We start from the raw sequence: 22,919 nt of genomic DNA on the forward strand, positions 1-22,919 counted from the left end.
ATATGACTACAATAGAGATTGCCGCCCTGGAGGCGGCCCTGTCCTCCGCTTTTCAGGGCGGAGAGCTGCGCCGGCGGGAGCTGCGCCTTACCGCCGAGGAGGCGGAGTACCTGACCCTCCGGTGGGAGCGGGTGCGCCTCACCGCCCTGTCCCCCTCCGGGGACAAGATGTGGTATACCGTGGAGCTGAACACTCTGCCCGCCTAACCCTGATTTTATCAAAAGGAAGTAATTTGACATGAGTCAACAGCCCTTTGTCCCCCTGCTGCTGGGGGCAGACATCAACGTGTACAGCATGGCCCGGGCCTTTCACGAGGCCTACGGCGTCAGGACCATCGCCTACGGCATGTACCCCTCCGGCCCCTGCTACGGCAGCGACATCATCGACTACCGGGTGTGCCAGCACAACGACGAGCCCCAGGTGGTGCTGAAGAACGTCACCCAGGCGGCCAGGGAGTTTCCCGACAAAAAGGTCATTGTGCTGGGCTGCGGAGACAACTACCTGACCTCTATTGCCGTGAACCTGCCCAACTTCCCCGAAAACGTGGTGGCGCCCTACATCAACCTGGCCCTGATGGAGAAGCTCATCCACAAGGAGCGGTTCTACCAGCTCTGTGATCAGTACGGCATCGATCACCCCGCCACCTACGTCTACCACAAGGGGGAGGGCCACGACTTTGCCCTGCCTTTCTCCGGCCCCTTCGTGGTCAAGCCCGCCGAGAGCGCCACCTACTGGGACCACCCCTTCGACACCCAGAAGAAGGCCTATGTGCTCCAGACCCGGGAAGAGGTGGACCAGGTCATCGACGACATCTACAACCACGGCTACGAGGACTCCCTCATCATCCAGGACTTTATCCCCGGGGACGACTCCTATATGCGGGTGGTCACCAACTACTCCGGCGAGGACGGCAAGGTGGAGCTCATGTGCGTGGGCCACGTGCTGCTGGAGGAACACACCCGCCACGGCATCGGCAACCACGCGGTCATCATCACCGAGGAGGCCCCCGAGCTGTGCGAGAAGCTGCGGGCCTTCCTGGAGGACATCAAGTTCACCGGCTTCTCCAACTTTGACGTGAAGTATGACCAGCGGGACGGCAAGTTCAAGGTCTTTGAGATCAACTGCCGCCAGGGCCGCAGCAATTACTATGTCACCGGCGCGGGGTACAACCTGGCCAAGTACCTGGTGGAGGACCGGATTTTCCACCGCCCCGCCCCTCTGACCGTCACCAAGAACCGCCATCTGTGGCGGGTCATTCCGGCCAAGGTGGCCTATGACTACATCCCCAGCAAGTACCACCAGGAGATGAAGGCCCTTACCGCCGCCGGCGCCTGGGTCAATCCCCTCTTCTATAAGGCGGACCGGAACCTGATCCACAAGCTGCGCATCATCCGGGACCAGTGGCGGTACAAGGAGCGGTACGCCAGCTCCATGGAGAAGGCCAACTGAGAGGATTTACCATATGAACGAAGCAAAACTCGGCATCCTCGGCGGCATGGGCCCCCAGGCCACCCAGGATTTCTACCAGCGCATCCTGGACCGGACCGACGCGGCCTGCGACCAGGAGCACCTGCCCACCGTCATCCTCAGCGACACCCGTATGCCCGACCGCACCTCCGCCATCCTGGGCGGGGACGCGGAGGGCTGCTACCGCCGCCTGCTCCAGGACGCCAGAACCCTGGAACAGGTGGGCTGCACCGCCATCGCCATCCCCTGCAATACCTCCCATTTCTTTGCCGACCGGCTCCAGGAGGAGCTGTTTATCCCCATCATCCACATGGTGCGGGAGACGGTGAAGGTGCTCTCCTCTGACCCGGGCGTCCACAAGGTGGGCATCCTGGCCACCGACGGCACGATCCGCACCGGCGTGTACCAGCGGGAGTGCGAGGCCCAGGGGCTGGCGGCCTACTCCCCGCCCCCCGAGGTGCAGAAGGTGGTCATGAGCATCATTTATGATGAGATTAAAAAGGGCGAGAAAGGCAGCCGCGAGAAGTTCGCGGTGATGGACAGGTGCCTGCGGCAGGCCGGGTGCGACGCGGCCATCCTGGGCTGCACCGAGCTGTCGGTCTACCGCACCTATCACCCCCTGCCCGAGTTCTACGTGGACGCCATGGACATCCTGGCCGAGCGGTGCATCACCTACTGCGGCTACAAGCTGCGCATGGTGTGACAGACCGTCCCTGATACATCGTTTACCGCCCCGCTGGCACCCAGCGGGGCCATTTCCTCTCTGGAGGTGTTTTTCTTGTCCCGTCCCCACTTCCCTCTGGGCGACTACTACCAGCTGCTGCTGAAACACGGCCTGCTCTCTGACAGCGCCCCCCTCCACGCCGACCTGACCCGGGAGGTGCGGCTGGTGTCCTGCGACTCCCAGACCGTGGTGCCCGGCACGCTTTTCATCTGCAAGGGCGCGGCCTTCAAGCCCCAGTACCTGCTGGACGCGGCGAAAAAGGGCGCTTTTGTGTATGTCAGCCAGCGCCGCTGGACGGAGTGCGCCCTGCCCTGCATCCTGGTGTCCGACATCCGCCGCGCCATGGCCCTGCTGGCCGACCGGGCCTGGGACCACCCCTCCGGGCGGCTCCACATCACCGGCATCACCGGCACCAAGGGCAAGACCACCACGGCCTACTTTCTCAAGTCCATCCTGGATGAGTGGCGGCGGAGCCAGGGCAGGCACGCGAGCGCCATTCTGTCCACTATCGTCACCGACGACGGCGTGGAGCGCCGCCCGGCCAGGCTGACCACCCCGGAGCCTCTGGACCTGCAGCGGCACCTGTGGAACGCGGCGGAGTGCGGCGCGGAGTACCTGACCATGGAGGTGTCCAGCCAGGCCCTCAAGTACCACCGCACCGGGGGTGTGGAATTTTCCGTGGGCGTGTTTTTGAACATCGGGGAGGATCACATCAGCCCGGTGGAACACCCGGATTTTGAGGATTATTTCACTTCCAAGCTGATGATTTTCCGCCAAAGCGCCGCCGCCTGCGTGAATCTGGACAGCGATTTTGCCGAACGAATCCTGACCGCCGCAGAGAGTTGCAGCAAAATATACACATTTTCCACCAAGTTTTCCACAGCCGATATTTACGCCAGTGAGATCCGCCGGGACGGGGACGCCACCCGCTTCCTGGTGCGCACCCCCCGGTATACCCGGGAGCTGTCCATAGGCCTGCCCGGCTCCTTCAACGTGGAGAACGCCCTGGCCGCCGTGGCGGCGGCGGAGGCCCTGGACGTGCCTGAGGCCGCCGTGGCCGCCGGTCTGGCGGAGGCCGCCGTGCCCGGCCGGATGGAGACCTTCAACACCCCGGATGGAAGGCTGACCGTCATTGTGGACTACGCCCACAACGGCATGAGCCTGGAGGCCCTGCTGTCCTCCGTCCGGCGGGAGTTCCCCGGGCGGCAGCTGACCGTCCTCTTCGGCTGCACCGGCGGCAAGGGGCTGGACCGCCGGGAGGGCATGGGCCAGGCGGCAGGCCGCTGGGCCGACCGGATCATCCTCACCGAGGACGACCCCGGCCCCGAGGAGGTGCCCGACATCTGCGCCGACATTGGCGGGTACATCGCCCCCTTCGGCAAGAGCTGGACCGTTATCCCCGACCGGGAGGAGGCGGTGGAGCGGGCCATTCTGGAGGCTTCCACCCCCGCCGTGGTGGTGTTGGCCGGCAAGGGCGCCGAGCAGCAGCAGAAGCGGAAGAACGGCCCCGAGCCCTGCGTGCCCGACGCCCTGCTGGCCCGCCGGGCCCTCAAGCACTATGATCCCTGAACTGGACAGGGCCTTTGCTGCCTGCGGCGCGGCAGCCTGGGGCGGGCTCGCCTGGGCGGATGCTCTTCCACATCTTACTCCCCAAGCGGTGGAAAAAACGCTTGCTCTCTGTCCCGCGCCCAGAGCAGTGCTGGCAGCCGCCTTCCCCTACTACGCCGGTGATACGCCGGGCAACCTGTCCCTCTACGCCCGGGGACGGGATTACCACCTGGTTCTGACCGAAAAATTAAATACGATATGTGATATTCTACACCAAAAGTACCTTTCGTATTTATTTTTGCCCGGTGCGGACAGCTCTCCCCTGCCGGAGCGGCAGCTGGCCTGGGCCTGCGGCATAGGCCTGCGGGGACAAAACGGCCTGCTCATTCTGCCTCCCTGGGGGTCCTATGTATTTCTGGGCACCATCCTCACCAACTGCCCCCTGGAATTTTCCACACCAGAACCCGCAAATGTGTGTATCTCCTGCGGGAAATGCGCCGCCGCCTGTCCGGGCGGCGCACTGGACGGAGGGGTTTTCCACCTCTCCCGCTGCCTGTCGGACATTTCCCAGAAGAAGGGGGAGCTGTCCCCCGGGGAGTCCGCTCTGCTGTCCGCTCAGGAATGCCTGTGGGGCTGCGACCTGTGCCAGCGGGTGTGCCCCTACAACGCCCACCCGGCCATCACCCCCATCTCCGACTTTCGGGAGGATTTGATTCCCTCCCTCGCCCCCGCCGACCTGGAAGGCCTGACCAACCGCACCTTTCGGGAGAAGTACGGCGACCGGGCCTTTGCCTGGCGGGGCCCCGCCGTGCTGCGGCGGAACCTGGCCCTAAAGGAGAACGGATAACAGCAGCGGAGCGCTGAAAATCAGGCGCTCCGCTGTTTTTTCCGCGTTTGTTGTATCACCGCCCCTTTTTCCGGCTATACTGAACTGTGACAAGGCGGCGGGCCATGCTCTGCCGCACAGACTGAAGAAAGCGGTGAATTTGATATGCAGGTACGCGACCTGATGAGCGGCAGCGTGGTGTCCATTGCGCCGGACGAGTCGGCGGCCCTGGCGGCCCGGCTTCTCTCCCGGCACAACATCGGCTCCCTGCCGGTGTGCGGGGCGGACGGACGGCTCCGGGGCATTGTCACGGACCGGGACATTGTGCTCCGGTGCGTGGCGGCGGAAGAGGACCCGGCCAGCACGCCGGTGCGGGAGATTATGTCCCGCAACTGCGCGGTGGTCTCTCCGGAGGACGATGCCCGGGAGGCCTCCCGGATGATGGCAGCCGCCCAGGTGCGGCGGCTGCCCGTCACAGAGGATGACAAGGTGGTGGGCATGGTTTCCCTGGGCGATTTGGCCCTGAGCCAGGCCTACGACATGGAGGCCAGCAAGGCTCTGGCCGACATCTCGGACAATATCAGGCGGCTGTAAAAAAGCGCGTGGGCGATAACGCCCACGCGCTTTTTGTGTTTACTGGTCCCACAGGGTCTCCGCATTCCAGCTATCCGCTGTAATGTCGGAGATTTTGACCAGGGCCTGGGTGTACTGCAGGCCGCTCCGCTCCTCAAACACCGCCGAGACGGTAAAGCCGCCGGAAATCTCCTCATCGGTGCAGATCATGGACAGGGTGTAGGCCGAGCTGTCCTCCAGCTGGGCTGCGGGGTGGCTGCGGGCCGTCCCGCCGGGGCAGGTAATCTCAAAGTGAAGCCCCCTAATGGTGCTCTGGGCCGGAACCAGACTCAGCTTCAGGGCCCTGGTGCCGTACTCGGTGGTCTCCATGGTGAAGTCCACATGGGCGACCAGGGGCAGGGCCGGGTCCAGCTCCGCCTCCGTCCGCTCGTTCCGGCTGCTGACTGCCTGCTCCAGCTGGCTGATGCCGCTTCCCAGACTGCTTATCTGGCCGGTGAGGTTGTCCGTCAACTCCTCCAGCGCTTGGAGCTTGGCCTCCTGGCCGGTGAGCGCATTTCTCTGCTCCTCCAGCTTCCCATTCAGCCGGAACAGCACCGCGCCCTGGACACATACAACCGCTGCCAGCAGCACGCACAGCGCCGTCCGCCACCGGACACTCCGCCGGGGCGGTTCCACCTGCTCTGCGGAAGGTTCCGGCCCTTCCTCCGGAGGCTGATCCGGCAGATCCTGTTTCTCCGAATCCTCCGTCTCCTCCCGTGCTGTCTCCTCCACCTGGAGCAGGTCATGGAGATTCACTCCAAAGAGGCGGGAGAGGGCGATGAGCTTGTCCACCTCGGGCACCGCGCCGTCGCTCTCCCACTTGCTGATGGCCTAGCGGGACACCCCCAGCTTCTCTCCAAGCCCCTCCTGAGAAAGTCCGGCATCGTGACGAAGCGTTTGAATTTTCTGTCCCAGCGTCATGGCGTTCACTTCCTTTCCTGCTCCCATTCTAGCATCAGCGTCCGTTTTTGGCAATCAAGCCGCCCTTACCCGCTGTCAACCGCTGGTTGCGGGGGAAAAAACAACGCCCCCGCGCCCAAGGGCGCGGGGGAATCGGATATTCCGTCAGACAGACGGGTTTTCTCTTTTCTCCGGTGTGGCCAGAAGCCGCCCGGTGAGGGGGGGGAGCTCCAGGGTGAGAACGCCGTCCTCTGCCTTCTCAGTCGGGCCGCCCAGCAGGTCCACGGCTTCCCCCTCCCAGGGGACATCTACGGTCTGGGGCTCCTGTCCGGCGTTGACGGCGCAGAGCACCCGCTCCTCTTCCAGAGTACGGGTGAAGGCCAGCACCCGGCCCTCCGCCTTCACATAGCGGATGTCTCCCCGGCGCATGGCCCTGCGGACTTTCCGGGCAGCGCCCAGGGCGGCAAACAGGCCCACCAGCTCTCTGTCCTCATGGCCCCAGGGGAAGGTACGGCGGTTGAAGGGGTCCTCAAAGCCCTCCATGCCCGCCTCGTCCCCGTAGTACACCGTGGGGGCGCCGGGAAAGGCAAAGAGCACCATGGCCCCCAGGGTCAGGCGGGCCTTGCCGTGGGCCCGGTCGTGGGGGGTGAGGCGGGCGTGAGCCCGCCAGTCCCGGCTCTGGCCCCGCTGCTCGCTCTTCTCCCCCAGCAGAGTGAGAATGCGCATGGTGTCGTGGGTGCCCAGGGTATTCATGGCCGAGTACCAGGCGAACTCGGGATAGTTCTCCCGCAGGGTCTCCATGGAGTCCCGGAAGCGCTCTGCCCCGCCCCCCAGCAGGTAGTCCACCAGGGCGGTACGGAAAGGATAGTTCATCAGGCCGTCGCAGTGGCCGCCCAAAATGTGCTTGCGGCGGACGCTGTACGCAATCTTGTTGGACCCGTCCTCCCACACCTCTCCGATGATCACCGCGTCGGGCTTCTCCGCCCGGGCGGCGTCGTGGATGGCGGCCACCACCCGGTCGGGCAGCTCGTCGGCCACGTCCAGCCGCCAGCCGTCCGCCCCGGCCCGCAGCCAGGAGCGGATAATGCCGTTTTCACCGGTGATATACTCCAGCCAGGTGGGGCTGTTCTTGTTGGTGGTGGGCAGGGAGTAGATGCCCCACCAGGAGGTGTACTGGTCGGGCCAGTGCTGGAAGCAGAACCAGTCGTAGTAGGGGGACTGGGGACCCTGGCAGGCGCCCAGGTTGGGGTAGGACCCGTCGCCGTTGAAATACTTGCTGACAAAGGCGGTGTGGTTGAACACGCCGTCCATCATGACACGCATGCCCATGGCGTGGGCCTCAGCGCACAGGTCGGAGAATTCCTCCCTGGTGCCCAGCATGGGGTCCACCTTCTCGTAGTCCCCCACGCCGTACCGGTGGTTCTCAGGGCCCTCGAAGATGGGGCAGAGGTAGATGGTCTCCACCCCCAGGTCCCGCAGGTAGGGCAGCTTGGAGCGGATGCCTGCCAGGCTGCCGCCGAAAAAGTCCCGGTTGCGGATCTCCCCGTTGTGGTCGGGCCGGTACTCCGGCTCCTCCTCCCAGCCCTGGTGAACCCAGCGTCCCCCCACCATGCCGGCGGGGTTGGGCACGGTCAGGCGGCAGAAGCGGTCGGGAAAAATCTGATAGGCCATACCCTCGCCGAACCAGCGGGGCACCCTGTCGTTTTCGTCATATACGGTCAGCTGATATTCCCCCGACTCCTCGCCAGACTTGCCGTCCAGCCGTTTCAGGCGGAAGGAATACCAGATAAGGCCCATATAGCCGTGGGTGTTCAGGGAGCCGGTAAACATATCCCGCTGGCCGTCCAGGCCGGTCCACAGCATGGGCACCTCAATGCGCCTGTTGTCCCAGGCCTCCAGCCGGGCGGTCAGCACCCCCCGGGAGTAGCCCTCGGAGCGGAGGGGGCGGAGGGTAAAGGTCACTTCCGTGCCGCCGGAGACTGCGCCGTAGGGCGTTTTGAACCGTGGGTCCCGTGAGTCATAAGTCTGTGCATCTATCATGGAATCATCCTAACTGGATACAGAATTGCTTTGTCTTACAGCCCCAGCTCCTGGTTGATGAGGACCACCTCGGCATAGGGAATGCCGCCCGGCTTCTTCCACAGCACGGTGAGCGCCCGGCAAATACGCTCGGGGCTGTTGCAGTTGTAGCAGCGATCGCCCTTTTCGGCGCAGGGGGTCTTGCGGCCCAGGCGCTGGGCGTTCTTGGGCGCGGCGATGTTTCTGGCCCGCCAGAGGGCTTTGTCGTAGTCGGGGGCGATCTTGTTTACGCCCACCAGCAGATAGAGCTCCTCATGGCCCCAGACGGTGCCCACCACCCGGTTGCCGGTGCCGTCGATGTTGATGATCTCGCCGGTCTCGGCCAGGCCGTTGACTGAGCTGATGTACACCTGGGCCTGGGCGGCTTCCTGAGCCGTGCCGCCCAGCCAGTGCCAGTGGACAGTGTTGTGGGCGGGCAGCAGCTTATCCAGGCCCAGCTGCTGGGCGGTCATGGACCCGCCGATGCCGATGGTCTTGCCGTCCAGCTTGCTGTCCAGATAGCGGGCGGCCTCCTGGGCGGTCTCAAAGAAACTGGTAGCAAAGCCGTTGTTTTCCAGGGTTTTGCGCAGTTTTTCCATGTCTGCCATATGTAACGCTCCTCTCTCTATTTTATGCGTCCAGGCGCTGACCCGGAACGTCTTTTCTCACAGTTCATTCTGCTGGTACTCCCGGAAGCCGTCTCCCAGCACCTCGTGGGCGTCGCAGACGATGACAAAGGCGGTGGGATCTATGTCCTTGACCATCTTCTTGATGGACACAATCTGCCGCTGCTTAAAGGCGCACATGAGCACCTTCTTCTCCGTGCCGGAGTATGCGCCCTGGCCCTGGAGAATGGTGACGCCCCGGTCCAGGTCGTTGACGATAACGTCTGCAATCTCCCGGAAGCGATCGCTGATGATATAGGCCACCTTGGCGCTGTCCATGCCGTAGAGCACCTTGTCCATGACAAGGGAGGCAATATACAGGGCCACCAGGCCGTACAGAGCGCTGTACACGCTGCCGAAGGCGATGGCGGTGGCCACGATGACCACCAGGTCGGTGGCCATGAGCAGCTTGCCCATGGGCAGCCAGCTGATTTTCAGCTTGAGCAGCCGGGCGATGAGGTCGGTGCCGCCGGTGGTGGCGCCCTGCTGGAACACCAAGCCCAGGGAAGCGCCCATGAGCACGCCGCCGAAGACGCAGGCCAGCAGATGGTCCATGGGCTCAAAGGAAACCAGGCTGTTGATAAGGTCGATGAACACGGAGGACACCGCCATAGCATACAGAGAGGACAGCAGCAGGTGCCCTCCCAGCAGCCGCCAGCCCAGAATGAACAGGGGGATGTTGAGGATAATAACCACCGTGCCGATGGGAGCCCAGGGCAGGATGGCGTTGATAATCTGGCCCACGCCGGTGATACCGCCGAAGGCGATGTCGTTTGGCACATAGAACCAGTTGAATCCCACGGCGTAGATGGCCGAGGCCACAGTGATCATAAAATAGGACCACACAATGGTGAGCACTTTGGATTTTGGTTTCATAAATACCTCTCACGGGGCGCCGGGGCTGCGCCCGCTCCCGGCTGGGTTGATGGGTCTTGTGTCCGGCTCAGAGCAGGCTTATCTGCTCCTCTCCCCGGTCCTCTCCCTTCAGGAGGGCGCCGGCCACGGGCAGGCTGCGGGCCCGGTAGCGGGCGGTGTTGACAATAGCCGTCCGCTCCACCGGCTCCACCCGGTCTATGGAGTACTTGGGCTTGAGGGTCATCACGTTGACGCCCTGGGTGGTGCGGGTGGCCTTGGGGGACAGGAGAGCGGTGTGGAAAATGAGGCACCGGCCCTCGGTGGAGATGACCGCCAGCTCCAGGTCCTCCCGCAGCAGCAGGGCGGCGGCCAGGGGCGACTTGTCGGAGTAGGCGCCGGTCAGCTTCCGGCGGCGGGTCTGGGTCTGGTAGGCGGAGAGCTCCACCCGGGCGGCCTTGCCGTTGCGGAAGAAGAAGAGCAGGTTGCCCGAGTAGTCCCCCGGGACGCAGGCCCACACCACGCTCTCGCCGGCGTCCATCTCCAGCCTGGTGGGCAGATAGTCGCCCAGGACGGAGGCCTTGGCGTCGTCAAAGTCGCTCATGCGGGTCTTGTAGCACTGCTGCCTGTCGGTAAAGACCAGCAGCTCGTCCCGGTTGGTGCACTCCCACTGGAGCCACGCCCCGTCTCCCTCCTTGTACTTCTGCTCGCTGTTCATGCGCAGAGAGGCGGGGGTGATCTTCTTGAAATACCCCTCCCGGGAGAGGAATACGGTGACCGGGTAGTCGGGGATCTCCTCCTCCGGCTCGGGCTCGGACAGGCGCTGGTGGTCGTAGATGATCTCGGTGCGGCGGGGCTGGGCGTACTTCTTCTTCACGGCGCCCAGCTCAGAGATGATGATCTTCTTGATGCGGCCCGGATTGCTGACAATATCCTGGAGGTCGGCAATCTCCTCCTCCAGTGTAGAGGTTTCCTCAATTCGCTTGAGGATATACTCCTTGTTGATGTTGCGCAGCTTGATGTCGGCCACATACTCGGCCTGGATATTGTCGATGCCGAAGCCGATCATCAGGTTTGGCACCACCTCGGCGTCCTCCTCGGTCTCCCGGATGATCTTGATGGCCCGGTCGATGTCCAGCAGGATTTTCTTCAGGCCCTTGAGCAGGTGCAGCTTCTCCTGCTTCTTCTTCATGACGAAGTAGGTCCGCCGGCGCACGCCCTCCATCCGCCAGGCCGTCCACTCCTCCAGAATCTCCCGCACGCCCATGACCCGGGGCATGCCGGCGATGAGGATGTTGAAGTTGCAGGCAAAGGAGTCCATCAGGGGGGTGGAGCGGAACAGCTTCTGCATCAGCTTGTCCGGGTCGGCGCCCCGCTTCAGGTCGATGGTCAGCTTCAGGCCGGTCAGGTCGGTCTCGTCCCGCATGTCGGCGATTTCCTTCACCTTGCCCGCCTTGATGAGCTCGGCCACCTTGTCCATGATGGCCTCCACGGTGGTGGAATAGGGGATCTCGTAGATTTCGATAAGGTTTTCGCTCTTCAGGTACCGCCACCGGGCCCGGACCTTGAAGGAACCCCGGCCGGTGTTGTAGATCTGGGCAATCTCGGCCGCGTCATAGAGCAGTTCGCCGCCGGTGGGGAAGTCGGGAGCCTTGAGCACCGCCGTCAGGTCGCAGTCGGAGTGCTTCAGGTACTCCACCGTGCCGTCGCACACCTCGGCCAGGTTGAAGCCGCACAGGTTGGAGGCCATGCCCACGGCGATGCCCTGGTTGGCGCTCACCAGCACGTTGGGGAAGGTGGTGGGCAGCAGAGTGGGCTCTTTCATGGTGCCGTCGTAGTTGTCCACAAAGTCCACGGTGTCCTGGTCGATGTCCCGGAACAGCTCGGCGCAGATGCCGTCCAGCCGCACCTCGGTGTAACGGCTGGCGGCCCAGGCCATGTCCCGGGAATAGACCTTGCCGAAGTTGCCCTTGGAGTCCACCAGGGGGTGGAGCAGGGCCCCGTAGCCCCGGGAGAGGCGGACCATGGTGTCGTAGATGGCGGCGTCGCCGTGGGGGTTGAGTTTCATGGTCTGGCCCACCACGTTGGCGCTCTTGGTGCGGGCGCCGCCCAGCAGTTTCATCTGGTACATGGTGTACAGCAGCTTCCGGTGGCTGGGCTTGAAGCCGTCAATCTCCGGGATGGCCCGGGAGACAATGACGCTCATGGCGTAGGGCATGTAGTTTACTTCCAGCGTCTCGGTGATGGGCTGCTCCAGCACCTCGGGCCGCAGGCCCATGACGTTGGGGTTGTTTTTGTGCTTCGCCCCCTCCTCGGGGGCCTTTTTCTTTGCCATTCAGTTCCGTCCTTTTCAGAGGATTTATGAAATATCCGCCAGCTCCAGGTACTTGTACCCCTCGCTCGCAATGTGGTCCTTCCGGCCCTGGAGATTGTCTCCCAGCAGCAGGTCGAAGACCTGGGCGGTGCGCTCCACGTCCTCGGGCATGACCTTGATGAGGCGGCGGGTCTCCGGGTTCATGGTGGTCAGCCACATCATGTCCGGCTCGTTCTCGCCCAGGCCCTTGGACCGCTGGACGGTGAATTTCTTTCCCTCCAGGGAGGCCACGATGTCGTTCTTCTCCTTGTCGGAGTAGGCGAACCAGGTCTTTTCCTTGCAGTTAATCTCGTAGAGGGGGGACTCGGCGATATACACATACCCCCGCTGGATGAGGGTGGGGGTGAGGCGGTAGAGCATGGTCAAAATCAGGGTGCGGATCTGGAAGCCGTCCACGTCGGCATCGGTACAGATGACCACCTTGTTCCACCGCAGGTTCATCAGGTCAAAGGTGGCCATGTCCTTGGCGTGCTTGTCGTTGACCTCCACGCCGCAGCCCAGCACCTTTAAGAGGTCGGTGATGATCTCGCTCTTGAAAATCTTGGCGTAGTCGGCCTTAAGGCAGTTCAAAATCTTGCCCCGGACGGGCATAATGCCCTGAAACTCGGCGTCCCGGCTCAGCTTGACCGCGCCCATGGCCGAGTCGCCCTCCACGATGTAGAGCTCCCGGCGCTCGGTGTCCTTGGTGCGGCAGTCCACGAACTTCTGCACCCGGTTGGAGATGTCCATGCTGCCGGTCAGCTTCTTCTTGATGTTGAGCCGGGCCTTCTCCGCGTTCTCCCTGGCCCGCTTGTTGATGAGTACCTGCTCGCCGATTTTCTGGGCGTCAAAGGGATTTTCGATGAAGTAGACCTCCATCTGGCTCTTGAGGAACTCGGTCATGGCCTCCTGGACGAACTTGTTATTGATGGCCTTTTTGGTCTGGTTCTCATAGGAGGTCTGGGTGGAGAAGTTATTGCTCACCAGGATGAGGCAGTCCTGGATATCGTTCCAGGTGATCTTGCTCTCATTCTTCTGGTACTTGCCCTGGGCCTTCAGATAGCCGTCGATGGCGGAGACAAAGGCGGAGCGCATGGCCTTCTCCGGGCTGCCCCCGTGCTCCAGCCAGGAGGAGTTGTGGTAGTGCTCAATAATCTGCACCGCGTTGGAGAAACAGAAGGAAACGCTCAGCTTCACCTTGTACTCCGGCTTGTCGGCCCGGTCCCGGCCCCGGCGCTCGGTCTGCCAGAACACGGGCTGGGTCAGGGGATTCTCCCCGGCCAGCTCCTTCACATAGTCCTCAATGCCGTTGTCATACTTGAACTCGGTGGTCTCGAACTTGCCCCCCACCTGGTTGCGGAACCGGAAGGTGACCCCCGCGTTGACCACCGCCTGCCGCTTCATCACGTCCAGGTAGTAGTCCACCGGGATGTTAATGTCGGTGAACACGTCCAGATCCGGCTTCCAGCGGAATTTGGAGCCGGTCTTTTTGCCGGCATAGGGCTCCTTTTTCAGTCCGCCGATGTTCTCGCCCTTTTCAAAGTGGAGGGTGTACTCGAAGCCGTCCCGGTGGATCACCGCGTCAAAGTACTCGCTGGCGTACTGGGTGGCGCAGGAGCCCAGGCCGTTGAGGCCCAGGGAGTACTCGTAGTTGTCGCCGTCGTTGTTGTTGTACTTGCCGCCGGCGTACAGCTCACAGAACACCAGCTCCCAGTTGTACTTCTGCTCCTTTTCATTCCAGTCCACGGGGCAGCCCCGGCCGAAGTCCTCCACCTCGATGGACTTGTCCTCGTACCGGGTGACGGTGATAAGGCTGCCGTGGCCCTCCCGGGCCTCGTCGATGGCGTTGGACAAAATTTCAAATACGGCGTGTTCGCAGCCCTCCAGCCCGTCGGAGCCGAAGATGACAGCCGGGCGCTTGCGCACCCGGTCGGCGCCCTTGAGGGCGGAAATGGACTCGTTGCCGTAGGTTTTACTGGCTTTGGCCATTGCTTTCTCCTCGCATTACACAGTTTTACATTGTATTATTTTATCTCCAATTCGCCCCTTCTGTCAAGGAAAGGGCGGCGGCGCGGAACGATGGAAAAGAGCCGGGACCGTCTCTTAAAAGAGACGGTCCCGGCTGCTTCTGCTCATCCGGCGGGAGGGGCCCTTGTCTCCCCCTGCGCCGGACGGGACAGGGCTGGTTTTTCTGCGGGAGGGACGGCATTTGCCGCCGCTCCCGGCACGTCCTTCCCTTTTCGCCTTTCGCCGTGGGGCAGGGGGCCGCCCGACTGGGCGGGCCCTGCCGGGCACCGGCTTAAAAAGAGAGGAGGTGCGCTATGCCTTGTCCGAGTGTAGTATGTGCCGTCTACCGCCGGACATGTATGGTTATTTCTGGTATAAAGCCTGTCATATTTGTCCAGAATGAAAATACACTGTACCAGTACTTCACCATACGGAAAGGAGGCCGGTCCCATGGCTGAATCCGCCAGGACCCTGCCGTTTTGCAAAAAGCACCCCACACCTCAGGACGAGGAGCGGGACGCCCTGCTGGAGGGTCTCTCCCGCACCCGCACCCTTATCGCCCAGGCCTACTCCGGCTTCAACTCGGCCCGGGACCCGGACCTTATTGAGTCCTATGTGTTCGAAATCAACGCCCTCCAGGCCCGCTACTCCTACCTGCTCCGGCGGGTCAAGGAGATGGACGGCGCACCGCTGAGAAGATAGGGGTTTTCCGCCCCGCCGCCCGGGTTCCGGCAGACTTTGCGCAGAGGTGACCGCTGTGGAATCCCTGGTGAATATGCTCCCCTGGCTTCTGGGCGGGCTGGTGCTGGTAATGGCCCTGGCCGCCCTTCAGAAGCCTCTCCGGAGCCTGATGCGCCTTCTGGCCCGCACCGGCGCGGGGCTGGCCGTCCTGTGGCTGATGAGCAAGGTGGGCGGACTCATCGGCGTGACCCTGGGGGTCAACCTGTTTAACGCCCTGGTGCTGGGGGTGCTGGGCGCCCCCGGCTTCGGCCTGCTGCTCATGCTCACCTGGGCGCTGCGGTAGGAGGCGCATTTTACGGCCCTTTGACAAAATGCGCCGGCGTTCACAGATTTGTAAAATTATGATGGTATACTTGTTTTAATTTTAAGGAAGCAGGTGTACCACCCCATGAAACGCAGAATTCTCTCCGTCCTGTGTGCCCTGAGCCTGGCGCTGTGCCTGACCCCCATGGCCTGGGCCTCTGATTATAGTGACGTAAAAGACACTGCCTGGTATGCCGAAGCGGTGCAGACCGTAACGGACAAAGGCCTGATGAACGGTACCAATTCCACCTCTTTCGCCCCCAGCGCCTATGTGACCCGGGCCACAGTCATCACGGTACTGTGGCGGCTGGAGGGCTGCCCCGAGCCCGCCAGCCAGACCGGCTTCCCCGACGTGGCGGCGGGCAGCTGGTGCGACCAGGCCACCCGCTGGGCCAGAGAGACCCAGATTGCCGACGGATACAGCGACGGCTCCTTTGGCGCCGGCGACCTGGTGACCCGGGAACAGCTGGCCCTGTTCCTCAGCCGCTATACCTATTATAAGGGCCACGCTTTGGCCGAGGGTGTGCTCAGCCTCTACCCCGACGGGGACAAGGTGTCCAAGTGGGCGGTGGACGGCATGAAGCACGCCGTGGGCGCCGGGCTTATCACCGGCACCAGCGTGGGCACCCTCAGCCCCCTGGGCTACACCACCCGGGCTGAACTGGCCGTTATCCTGGTGCGGCTCATGACCCCCGCCGCCGGCTGATTGGTTTGTTTTCCCCTCTTTTATGCCCTGAAGGCCTGTCCTTCAGGGCATTTTCTATCTAATTTCTCCAAGTACGCTTGTGCTAGTTTCTCTTCCATATTATAATATCGGCATAGAACACAACGGGAGAGGAGGCGCTGTTTTTGATTCGCGTTGCGATTGTGGAGGACGACCCCAAATCGGTGGAGCTGCTCCGCTCCTACTTGGCTCACTATGAACGGGAGGCCGGGGTCAAGGCTGATGTCACCGTCTATACCGACGGGGCCGAAGCGGTGGACCACTATACCCCTATTTACGACGTGCTTCTGCTGGACATTGAGATGCCTCGTCTGGACGGCATGACGGCGGCGGGCTGGATCCGGGCGGTGGATCCGGATGTGATTATAATTTTTATCACCAACATGGCCAAATACGCCATCAAGGGCTATGAGGTGGGTGCCCTGGACTTTGTGCTCAAACCGGTGACCTACTTTGCCTTTGCCCTCAAGATGGACAAGGTGGTAGCCACCCTGAAGAGCCGGGAGCAGCGCAGCCTGCTGGTGCCCACGGAGGACGGCGTGCTCCGGCTGTCCACCCGCGATATCACCTACATCGAGGTTATCGACCACCAGCTCCAGATTCACACTGAGCACAAGGTCTATACCATGCCGGGCACGCTGACGGGTATGGAGGAGACCCTGGCGGGGGCCAGCTTCGCCCGGTGCAACAAGGGGTACCTGGTCAACCTGCGCCATGTAGCGGAGATCAAGGGCAATTCCGTGGTGGTGGGCGGCGCTGAACTGCTCATCTCCCGGCGGCGGCGGGAGGAATTTCTGGCCGCTGTGTCTGCCTATTACGGAGGTGGCGGGCGGTGATCACACTGGTGGATTTTCTGGACCGGTCCAAATTCACCATGGAGCTGCTGGTGTGCTGCCTGCTGTTCTTCTGGCCCCTGAAGAAGCGCAGCCACGCCCCCTGGCGGCTGACCCTGGGTTTTCTGGCCTGCGTGGGGGTAGTGCTGCTCCAGCCACTGGCGGAGCTTCAGTTTGTGGTGGGATTTTTGCTGGCGGGGTGCTATGTGCTCTTCTGCTGCGATATCTCCCTGCCCGACACCCTCTACTGCATTGCCTGTGCCTACGCCACTCAGCATTTCACGTTTCTCGCCCACTCAGTGCTCCACTCCATACTGGGCTGGCCCCAGCCCGGTCCGGAGGACATTGGCCTGTGCTATTTCTCCGTGCTCATTGTGGTAGACGTCACATTTTACCTGTTCTTTGCCCGCAGGCTGGCCAGCGACACCCGGTATCATCTGGACACCCGCCGGGTTCTCTTCTCGGTGGGCCTTATCCTGGCGGTGGTGCTGGTGCTCAGCCTGGCCGCCAACCGGGCCTCTGCCGCCGGAAACCCGGAGCTGCTGCTCATCTGCCGGCTGTACGCCATGTTCTGCTGTCTCTTCTTCCTGTGGGCCCAGGCCAGCCAGGTCAAGCAGCTCCAGCTGGAGCGGGAGGTGGTGCTTCAGCAGTACCTGCGCAGTCAGCAGAAGGACCAGTACCGCATCACAAAGGAGAATATCGACATCATCAACCGGAAGTGCCACGACCTGAAGCACCAGCTCTCCTCCCTGCGCCCCGGCGGCGCAGATCAGGAGCGGTATCTCTCCGAGCTGGAGGAGTCCATTCACATCTACGACTCCACCCTGGAGACGGGCAACGAGGTGCTGGACACGGTGCTCACCGAGAAGAGCCTGTACTGCGAGGCCCACCAGATTACCCTGACCTGCGTGGCCGACGGCCGGCCTCTCTCCTTCCTGGACAGCAGCGACATCTACACCATCTTCGGCAACGCTCTGGACAACGCCATTGAGAGCGTCATCCAGCTGCCCGACCCGGAGAAGCGGGTCATCGCCGTGTCGGTGTGGGCCAGGGGCGGGCTGCTCCTCTTCCAGTTCGAGAACTATTACGAGCAGTCCCTCACCTTTGAGGACGGCCTGCCTGTCACCACAAAGGAGAACAACGGCTACCACGGCTTCGGCATCAAAAACATTCGCTATGCCGCCAAAAAGTACGGCGGGCAGCTGTTTATCAGCGCGGAGCGCAACCTGTTCCTCCTGCGGGTGACCATTCCCATTCCCTCCAACTGAATCTGCTTTTTCCACTCCCGGGCGGCGCCATGCCGTCCGGGGGTTTTTCTCTGCCCGTACCGTTTCGGGGCCGTGAGGAACCGTTTGCGGAGAATCTCCTTTATTTTTTCCTGAGGCTGGTATACTTGCATGCGAAGCGTGCCCGGACACAATCCGACAGAGTCATCAGGAAAGGAGGGAAACACCGCAGGACAGGCAGCATCTGCCCCAACCGTATTTGCAGACGGCAGCGGGCAAACATTCCGGAATCTGGGAGGTTACTATGAAAAGAAAGACATCCATCACACGCGGCCTGGCCGCAGTCATGGCATTTCTCATGCTCCTGACCATTTCGGCGTCCACCCTGATGTTCGAGTATGCCGGCGCCATCAACAGCGCCCTCAACGTGAGCACCAGTGAAATCATCACCGTGGATGACGGCACCGAGGTGGACACCGCCTACTACACCAGCGAGTTCGGCACGGACTACACCAACAAGCAGTCCGCCCTCAAGCTGGAGATGGCCGTGGCGGCCGAGAACGTCACCCAGGCCGAGGAGGGCACCATCCTCCTCCGCAACGAGAACGCCGCCCTGCCTCTTGCCGCCGGCAGCCAGGTCACCATCTTCGGCAACGGCTCCTACAACTCCAACTCCAGCACGTCCTCCATCTCCTCCATCCCCACCATGACCTTTATCTCCGCCATGCAGAAGGTCCTGGGCGCGGAGAACGTGAACACCACCCTGGCGGACAATGTGTACAGCCAGCTGGGCAAGACCACCAACACCGAGGTCATCGAGGCCCCTATCTCCGATGTGAAGGCCTATGAGTCCTCCTGGCAGAGCGGCTACAACGACGCCGCTCTGGTGGTTCTGACCCGTGTGGGCGGCGAGAGCAACGACAACGCCCTCTACGGCACCGACGGCAAGCATATGCTGGGCCTGAACACCAATGAGGAGGCCCTTATGTCCTACCTGAAGGACCAGAAGGACGCCGGCGTATTCGGCTCCATTGTGGTGGTCATCAACTCCGAAGCCATGATGGAGCTGGGCTGGCTGGCCGACTATGGCGTGGACGCCTGCCTGGTGTGCGGCGACCCGGGCGCCGTAGGCTTTGAGGGCGTGGCCAACGTCATCACGGGCAAGGTGAACCCCTCCGGCCGCACTGTGGACACCTACGCCGTCAACTCCCTGTCCGCCCCCGCCGTCACCTATGCCGGCGACAACACCCAGATGTGGGGCAACGTGGACGAGGTCAACGCCACCTGCACCGACACCACCAACAACGGCCGTGAGATTGACTACTACGTCATCTACGCCGAGGGCATCTACGTGGGCTACAAGTACTACGAGACCCGGTATGAGGACGCGGTCATGGGCAGCGGCAACGCCTCCAGCGCGGCGGGCTCCTCCACCGGCGGCGGCTGGAACTACGCCGACGAGGTGGCCTACACCTTCGGCTACGGCCTGAGCTACACCACCTTTGACCAGCAGCTGCTGGGCGTGGAGTTCGACGCGGCCAGCGACAACTACATGGTAGAGGTCCAGGTGACCAACACCGGATCTGTGGCGGGCAAGAGCGTGGTGGAGGTCTACGCCCAGACCCCCTACGGCGACTATGAGAAGCAGAACAATGTGGAGAAGGCCGCCATCCAGCTGGTGGGCTTTGAAAAGACCGATACAATCCAGCCCGGCGAGAGCCAGACTGTCACCGTCCCTGTGGAGCGGTACTTCCTGGCCAGCTACGACACCAAGGGCGCGGCGGGCTACATTCTCTCCGCCGGCGACTACTATCTGTCCGTGGGCGACAACGCCCATGACGCCCTGAACAACATCCTGGCGGCCAAGGGCTACACCACCGCCGACGGCATGACCGCCGACGGCAGCGCCGCCAAGACCTATACCTGGAACCAGGCCGAGCTGGACGCCGACACCTACAATCTGTCCCGTTTCACCGGCGTGGAGGTCACCAACCAGTTCGACCACGCCGACCTGAGCTACTACGGCATCGACTTCACCTATCTCTCCCGCAGCGACTGGGAGGGCACCTACCCCGCCGAGGCAGTGGTGGTGGACGCCACCGACGAGATGATGGAGGATCTGAACCTGGACTGGTATGAGACCCCTGCCGACGCCCCCGCTGTGCCCGACTTCACTCAGGGCGCGGACAACGGCCTGTCCTTCATCGACATGCGCCTGGTGGACTATGACGACGACGAGACCTGGAATTCCTTCCTGGACCAGTTCACCGTGGAAGAGATGGCCGCCCTCATGCCCGACACCTTCGGCGTGGCCGGCATCGACCGTCTGGGCATCCCCGCCCAGGCCCGCGCCGACGACTGCCGCAGCGCCAGCAACCTGACCTCCACCGGCGAGGCCACCCTGACCTGGGTGTCCGAGCCCACCACCGCCCGCACCTGGAACACTGAGCGGTTTACCGAGAAGGGCCGCCTCCTGGCCATTGAGGCCGCCTTCTGCGGCCTGAACGAGATCTGGTACGGAGCAGGCAACCTGCACCGCACCCCCTTCGGCGGCCGCAACCACCAGTATGTCTCCGAGGACGGCAACCTGTCCTACATCGTCACCTCCAATGAGGCCGCCGCCATGCAGGAAAACGGCATCAACTACGCCGTGAAGCATTTTGTCCTCAACGACCAGGAGTCCCACCGGGAGAGTCTGGCCACCTTCACCAACGAGCAGGCCCTGCGGGAAATTTATCTGCGCGTGTGCGAGGGCGCCTTCTGCGAGGGCGGCGCCAACAGCGTCATGACCGCCTTCAACCGCCTGGGCGTTATCTACGCCGCTACCGACAAGAGCCTGCTGACCACCGTGCTGCGGGGCGAGTGGGGCTTCAAGGGCCACATCACCACCGACGGCTTCTCCAAGAGCTCCCTCTACAAGACCCACTACGAGGAGATGTTCGACGCCGGCCTGACCTTCTTCTGTCTGGACCCCGGCGAGACTGCCGCGGCCATCCAGTCCTTTGTTGACGCCGGCGACGGCTACATGCTCCAGTGCCTGCGCCAGATGACCAAGCACAACATCTACGCCGCCGTCAACTCCGTGTCCGTCAACGGACTGAGCAGCAACAGCGTAGTGGTCACCGTGGTGCCCTGGTGGCAGACCGCCATGCTCGCCGCCACCGCCGTGTTTGCTCTGGGCTTTGTGGTGTGCACGGTGCTCTGCGTGGTCTCCATCTGCAAGGACAAGAAGCGCACCGCTGTACAGGAGGGTTGAGTTATGAGTAAAGTAAAGAGTCTGAGCGCAAAGGCCAGTCTCCTGAGCGCGGCAGTGAATCTGGTGACGTTGGTCATCTTCTGCATCTACGGCGCCGTGTACGACTACTTTGACACGGCGGTGTTCCTGGCCCTGGCTCTGGGCGTGGCGTGCGCCGTTCTCTATGCCCTGATGGACAACAAAGTGGCCGAGGTGCTCAACCTGGCGGCCGTGTTCTGCGTGTCCTTCGGCGTGGGCCTGTTCTTCCTCAACAGCTACCCCGTCTGGGCCGACCGGCTCAACAACATCACCATGTACGGCTCCCGGGGCACTCTGTTCCCCGTCATCTCCATCATGATCCTGTGCTTTGTCACCGTGATCATCGAGATCATCTCCTGCTTCACCAGAAAGGAGAGAAACTGACCATGAAAAAGCGCAAGCTTCTCCTGGGCCTGCTGGCAGGCCTGCTGTGCCTGAGCTGCACCGCCTGCGGCTCCTCGCTGGCACAGAACACCGAGACCTATTTCTCCACCACCTCCGCCATCCTCAGCACCCTGTTCTCCTCCGGCCGGACCAACAGCCCCGCCGCCTCTCCCAGCGCGGACAGCGACGCCATCCAGCTGGACGCCCCCACCAACTTCACCGTGAGCGAGGACGGCAGCTATTCCTTCACCGGCGTGGAGAACGCGGAGTACTACCTCATCTACTTCTGCGCCCCCGACGCCACCTCTGATGACGACACCTTTATCTACACCAGCGACCCCATTGAGGCCAACGACAGCAACACCTACTCCGGCCTCTTCTCCGATGCCTTCCAGTACGCCTTCGGCGACTACCTGGTAAAGGTGTACGCCTTCCCCGACCTGACCGACGACACCTACCGCATGTCTACCGCCGCCACCGCCGAGTACGTCTACACCGGCAACCAGAGCGCCCCGGAGATCTACTACTACTGGAACACCTTTGAGGGCACCATGGGCATGCAGATAGCCAATCTGAATACCTATCTGTACGAGGCCTACCCCGACAAGGTGGATGTGACCTTCACCAACACTGCCGACAGCAGCGACACCGTCACCCTGACCATTGAGGGCGTCTCCCCTGATAACTTCGGCACGGAGACCGACGCCCTTACCCGGGGCGCCACCTACTCGGTCACTGCAGTGGCCACCAGCACCAACAGCTATGTGCTCAACCCCACGTCGGACACCACCACCGTCAGCGACGGCCTGACCCTGGGTGAGAACCACCTGTTCACCGACGGCTATTCGTACAGTGACGGTTTTGCCAACAACATCTTCAACTGGCCCATCATCGCTGAGAACTTCGACCTGACCAACGGCGGCGAGGCGGGCCACACCACCAGCCTGCGCGGCTCCACGCCCTTCAACACCGCACCCATGGCCACCACCGCCGGCTCCTCCTACTCCTATACCCTACAGGCCGGCAGCTTTGCCGCCGGCACCCTGGAGCTGTATCCCGACGGCACCTTCCTGGCCGACGAGACCGGCGGCGGCCCTGTCAACGCCAGCCACATCGGCGGCACCTGGGTGGACAACGGCGACGGCACCGCCACCCTGAACTATGACCACAGCACCTTGGTCATCGAGTAATTCGCCTTCTTCATTCCTCCCTCTGTTAAAAGCGCCGCCCCCTCCGCCTCAATCGGCGGAGGGGGCGGCGCTTTTTGCCATAACCCCGGCGCAGGCGGAATCCGCTTCTGCCGGGCATTTGAATCACCAAAGGGTGAAGCGGGCCAGCAGCCCGCGAGTCACAACCTCCGGCTAAGCCGGAGGCTTGATTAAGCCCTATAAGGGCATAATACAGACAATACCCCTAAAGGGG

The 22,919-nt window shown here is 62.6% G+C and carries 21 protein-coding genes; 14 read left to right on the top strand and 7 right to left on the bottom strand.

All coding sequences use genetic code 11. From position 1 onward, the window contains the following. The first annotated feature begins 2 nt into the window (after positions 1–2). The 6 genes from Q0K06_RS07770 (at position 3) to Q0K06_RS07795 (ending at position 5,159) form a co-directional block, all read left to right on the top strand. A complete protein-coding gene (locus tag Q0K06_RS07770; RefSeq protein WP_294550786.1) occupies positions 3–206 on the top strand; it encodes a hypothetical protein in 204 nt (67 codons plus the stop codon). A gap of 31 nt (positions 207–237) precedes the next feature. Further along, on the top strand, positions 238–1,449 hold the full coding sequence (locus tag Q0K06_RS07775) for an ATP-grasp domain-containing protein (RefSeq protein WP_294550788.1): 1,212 nt from the start codon (positions 238–240) through the stop codon (positions 1,447–1,449). Between the two features lie 13 nt (positions 1,450–1,462). Beyond that, positions 1,463–2,170 (top strand): amino acid racemase, encoded by a 708-nt coding sequence (locus Q0K06_RS07780; RefSeq protein WP_294550790.1) that lies wholly within the window; start codon positions 1,463–1,465, stop codon positions 2,168–2,170. Between the two features lie 66 nt (positions 2,171–2,236). Then, on the top strand, positions 2,237–3,760 hold the full coding sequence (gene murE, locus Q0K06_RS07785; protein ID WP_294550792.1) for a UDP-N-acetylmuramyl-tripeptide synthetase: 1,524 nt from the start codon (positions 2,237–2,239) through the stop codon (positions 3,758–3,760). Next, positions 3,750–4,586, top strand: coding sequence for a QueG-associated DUF1730 domain-containing protein (locus tag Q0K06_RS07790; protein ID WP_294550795.1), 837 nt, complete (start codon positions 3,750–3,752; stop codon positions 4,584–4,586). Before murE ends, Q0K06_RS07790 begins: the two co-directional genes overlap by 11 nt. A gap of 144 nt (positions 4,587–4,730) precedes the next feature. Beyond that, entirely contained in the window at positions 4,731–5,159 is a 429-nt protein-coding gene (locus Q0K06_RS07795) for a CBS domain-containing protein (protein WP_294550799.1), read from the top strand. 39 nt (positions 5,160–5,198) lie between these two features. Here Q0K06_RS07795 and Q0K06_RS07800 read toward each other — a convergent pair whose 3' ends face one another. From Q0K06_RS07800 to Q0K06_RS07830, 7 genes are all read right to left on the bottom strand, one after another. Further along, entirely contained in the window at positions 5,199–5,978 is a 780-nt protein-coding gene (locus Q0K06_RS07800; RefSeq protein WP_294550802.1) for a hypothetical protein, read from the bottom strand. A 30-nt stretch (positions 5,979–6,008) separates the two neighbouring features. Continuing rightward, positions 6,009–6,098 carry a helix-turn-helix transcriptional regulator gene (locus tag Q0K06_RS07805; RefSeq protein ID WP_294550805.1) on the bottom strand — a complete coding sequence of 30 codons (90 nt, stop codon included), beginning with the start codon at positions 6,096–6,098 and terminating at the stop codon, positions 6,009–6,011. 144 nt (positions 6,099–6,242) lie between these two features. Continuing rightward, positions 6,243–8,117: a glycoside hydrolase family 13 protein gene (locus tag Q0K06_RS07810; protein ID WP_294550809.1), complete on the bottom strand. Its 1,875-nt coding sequence runs from the start codon at positions 8,115–8,117 to the stop codon at positions 6,243–6,245. Between the two features lie 35 nt (positions 8,118–8,152). Further along, on the bottom strand, positions 8,153–8,743 hold the full coding sequence (locus Q0K06_RS07815) for a lactate utilization protein (RefSeq protein ID WP_294550811.1): 591 nt from the start codon (positions 8,741–8,743) through the stop codon (positions 8,153–8,155). A gap of 57 nt (positions 8,744–8,800) precedes the next feature. After that, positions 8,801–9,676 carry a YitT family protein gene (locus tag Q0K06_RS07820; RefSeq protein WP_294550813.1) on the bottom strand — a complete coding sequence of 292 codons (876 nt, stop codon included), beginning with the start codon at positions 9,674–9,676 and terminating at the stop codon, positions 8,801–8,803. 67 nt (positions 9,677–9,743) lie between these two features. Continuing rightward, positions 9,744–11,987 carry a DNA topoisomerase (ATP-hydrolyzing) subunit A gene (locus tag Q0K06_RS07825; protein WP_294550815.1) on the bottom strand — a complete coding sequence of 748 codons (2,244 nt, stop codon included), beginning with the start codon at positions 11,985–11,987 and terminating at the stop codon, positions 9,744–9,746. A 24-nt stretch (positions 11,988–12,011) separates the two neighbouring features. Further along, positions 12,012–13,994, bottom strand: a complete 1,983-nt coding sequence (locus tag Q0K06_RS07830; RefSeq protein ID WP_294550818.1) for a toprim domain-containing protein — start codon at positions 13,992–13,994, stop codon at positions 12,012–12,014. A 468-nt stretch (positions 13,995–14,462) separates the two neighbouring features. On the opposite strand from Q0K06_RS07830, the gene Q0K06_RS07835 reads away from it, so the two are divergent. From Q0K06_RS07835 to Q0K06_RS07870, 8 genes are all read left to right on the top strand, one after another. After that, complete coding sequence (locus Q0K06_RS07835) at positions 14,463–14,714, top strand: YaaL family protein (protein WP_294550820.1); 252 nt, start codon at positions 14,463–14,465, stop codon at positions 14,712–14,714. Between the two features lie 55 nt (positions 14,715–14,769). Further along, entirely contained in the window at positions 14,770–15,036 is a 267-nt protein-coding gene (locus Q0K06_RS07840) for a pro-sigmaK processing inhibitor BofA family protein (RefSeq protein WP_294550822.1), read from the top strand. Between the two features lie 105 nt (positions 15,037–15,141). Continuing rightward, a complete protein-coding gene (locus Q0K06_RS07845) occupies positions 15,142–15,762 on the top strand; it encodes an S-layer homology domain-containing protein (protein WP_294550824.1) in 621 nt (206 codons plus the stop codon). A gap of 143 nt (positions 15,763–15,905) precedes the next feature. Then, a complete protein-coding gene (locus Q0K06_RS07850; protein ID WP_294550826.1) occupies positions 15,906–16,616 on the top strand; it encodes a LytTR family DNA-binding domain-containing protein in 711 nt (236 codons plus the stop codon). After that, positions 16,613–17,881: an ATP-binding protein gene (locus Q0K06_RS07855; protein WP_294550829.1), complete on the top strand. Its 1,269-nt coding sequence runs from the start codon at positions 16,613–16,615 to the stop codon at positions 17,879–17,881. Before Q0K06_RS07850 ends, Q0K06_RS07855 begins: the two co-directional genes overlap by 4 nt. 262 nt (positions 17,882–18,143) lie before the next feature. Then, a complete protein-coding gene (locus Q0K06_RS07860) occupies positions 18,144–21,095 on the top strand; it encodes a glycoside hydrolase family 3 protein (RefSeq protein ID WP_294550831.1) in 2,952 nt (983 codons plus the stop codon). 3 nt (positions 21,096–21,098) lie between these two features. Beyond that, entirely contained in the window at positions 21,099–21,497 is a 399-nt protein-coding gene (locus Q0K06_RS07865) for a hypothetical protein (protein WP_294550833.1), read from the top strand. 2 nt (positions 21,498–21,499) lie between these two features. Beyond that, positions 21,500–22,687 carry a hypothetical protein gene (locus Q0K06_RS07870; protein WP_294550836.1) on the top strand — a complete coding sequence of 396 codons (1,188 nt, stop codon included), beginning with the start codon at positions 21,500–21,502 and terminating at the stop codon, positions 22,685–22,687. Positions 22,688–22,919 lie beyond the last annotated feature (232 nt).

It is taken from the genome of uncultured Pseudoflavonifractor sp., from assembly GCF_944387805.1.
Lineage (GTDB): Bacteria > Bacillota > Clostridia > Oscillospirales > Oscillospiraceae > Pseudoflavonifractor.

Coding starts and splice junctions, on each gene's coding strand:
- Q0K06_RS07770 (WP_294550786.1), top strand. CDS start 3: ATGACTACAATAGAGATTGCCGCCCTGGAGGCGGCCCTGTCCTCCGCT.
- Q0K06_RS07775 (WP_294550788.1), top strand. CDS start 238: ATGAGTCAACAGCCCTTTGTCCCCCTGCTGCTGGGGGCAGACATCAAC.
- Q0K06_RS07780 (WP_294550790.1), top strand. CDS start 1,463: ATGAACGAAGCAAAACTCGGCATCCTCGGCGGCATGGGCCCCCAGGCC.
- Q0K06_RS07790 (WP_294550795.1), top strand. CDS start 3,750: ATGATCCCTGAACTGGACAGGGCCTTTGCTGCCTGCGGCGCGGCAGCC.
- Q0K06_RS07795 (WP_294550799.1), top strand. CDS start 4,731: ATGCAGGTACGCGACCTGATGAGCGGCAGCGTGGTGTCCATTGCGCCG.
- Q0K06_RS07805 (WP_294550805.1), bottom strand. CDS start 6,098: ATGACGCTGGGACAGAAAATTCAAACGCTTCGTCACGATGCCGGACTT.
- Q0K06_RS07810 (WP_294550809.1), bottom strand. CDS start 8,117: ATGATAGATGCACAGACTTATGACTCACGGGACCCACGGTTCAAAACG.
- Q0K06_RS07815 (WP_294550811.1), bottom strand. CDS start 8,743: ATGGCAGACATGGAAAAACTGCGCAAAACCCTGGAAAACAACGGCTTT.
- Q0K06_RS07820 (WP_294550813.1), bottom strand. CDS start 9,676: ATGAAACCAAAATCCAAAGTGCTCACCATTGTGTGGTCCTATTTTATG.
- Q0K06_RS07825 (WP_294550815.1), bottom strand. CDS start 11,987: ATGGCAAAGAAAAAGGCCCCCGAGGAGGGGGCGAAGCACAAAAACAAC.
- Q0K06_RS07830 (WP_294550818.1), bottom strand. CDS start 13,994: ATGGCCAAAGCCAGTAAAACCTACGGCAACGAGTCCATTTCCGCCCTC.
- Q0K06_RS07835 (WP_294550820.1), top strand. CDS start 14,463: ATGGCTGAATCCGCCAGGACCCTGCCGTTTTGCAAAAAGCACCCCACA.
- Q0K06_RS07845 (WP_294550824.1), top strand. CDS start 15,142: ATGAAACGCAGAATTCTCTCCGTCCTGTGTGCCCTGAGCCTGGCGCTG.
- Q0K06_RS07860 (WP_294550831.1), top strand. CDS start 18,144: ATGAAAAGAAAGACATCCATCACACGCGGCCTGGCCGCAGTCATGGCA.
- Q0K06_RS07865 (WP_294550833.1), top strand. CDS start 21,099: ATGAGTAAAGTAAAGAGTCTGAGCGCAAAGGCCAGTCTCCTGAGCGCG.
- Q0K06_RS07870 (WP_294550836.1), top strand. CDS start 21,500: ATGAAAAAGCGCAAGCTTCTCCTGGGCCTGCTGGCAGGCCTGCTGTGC.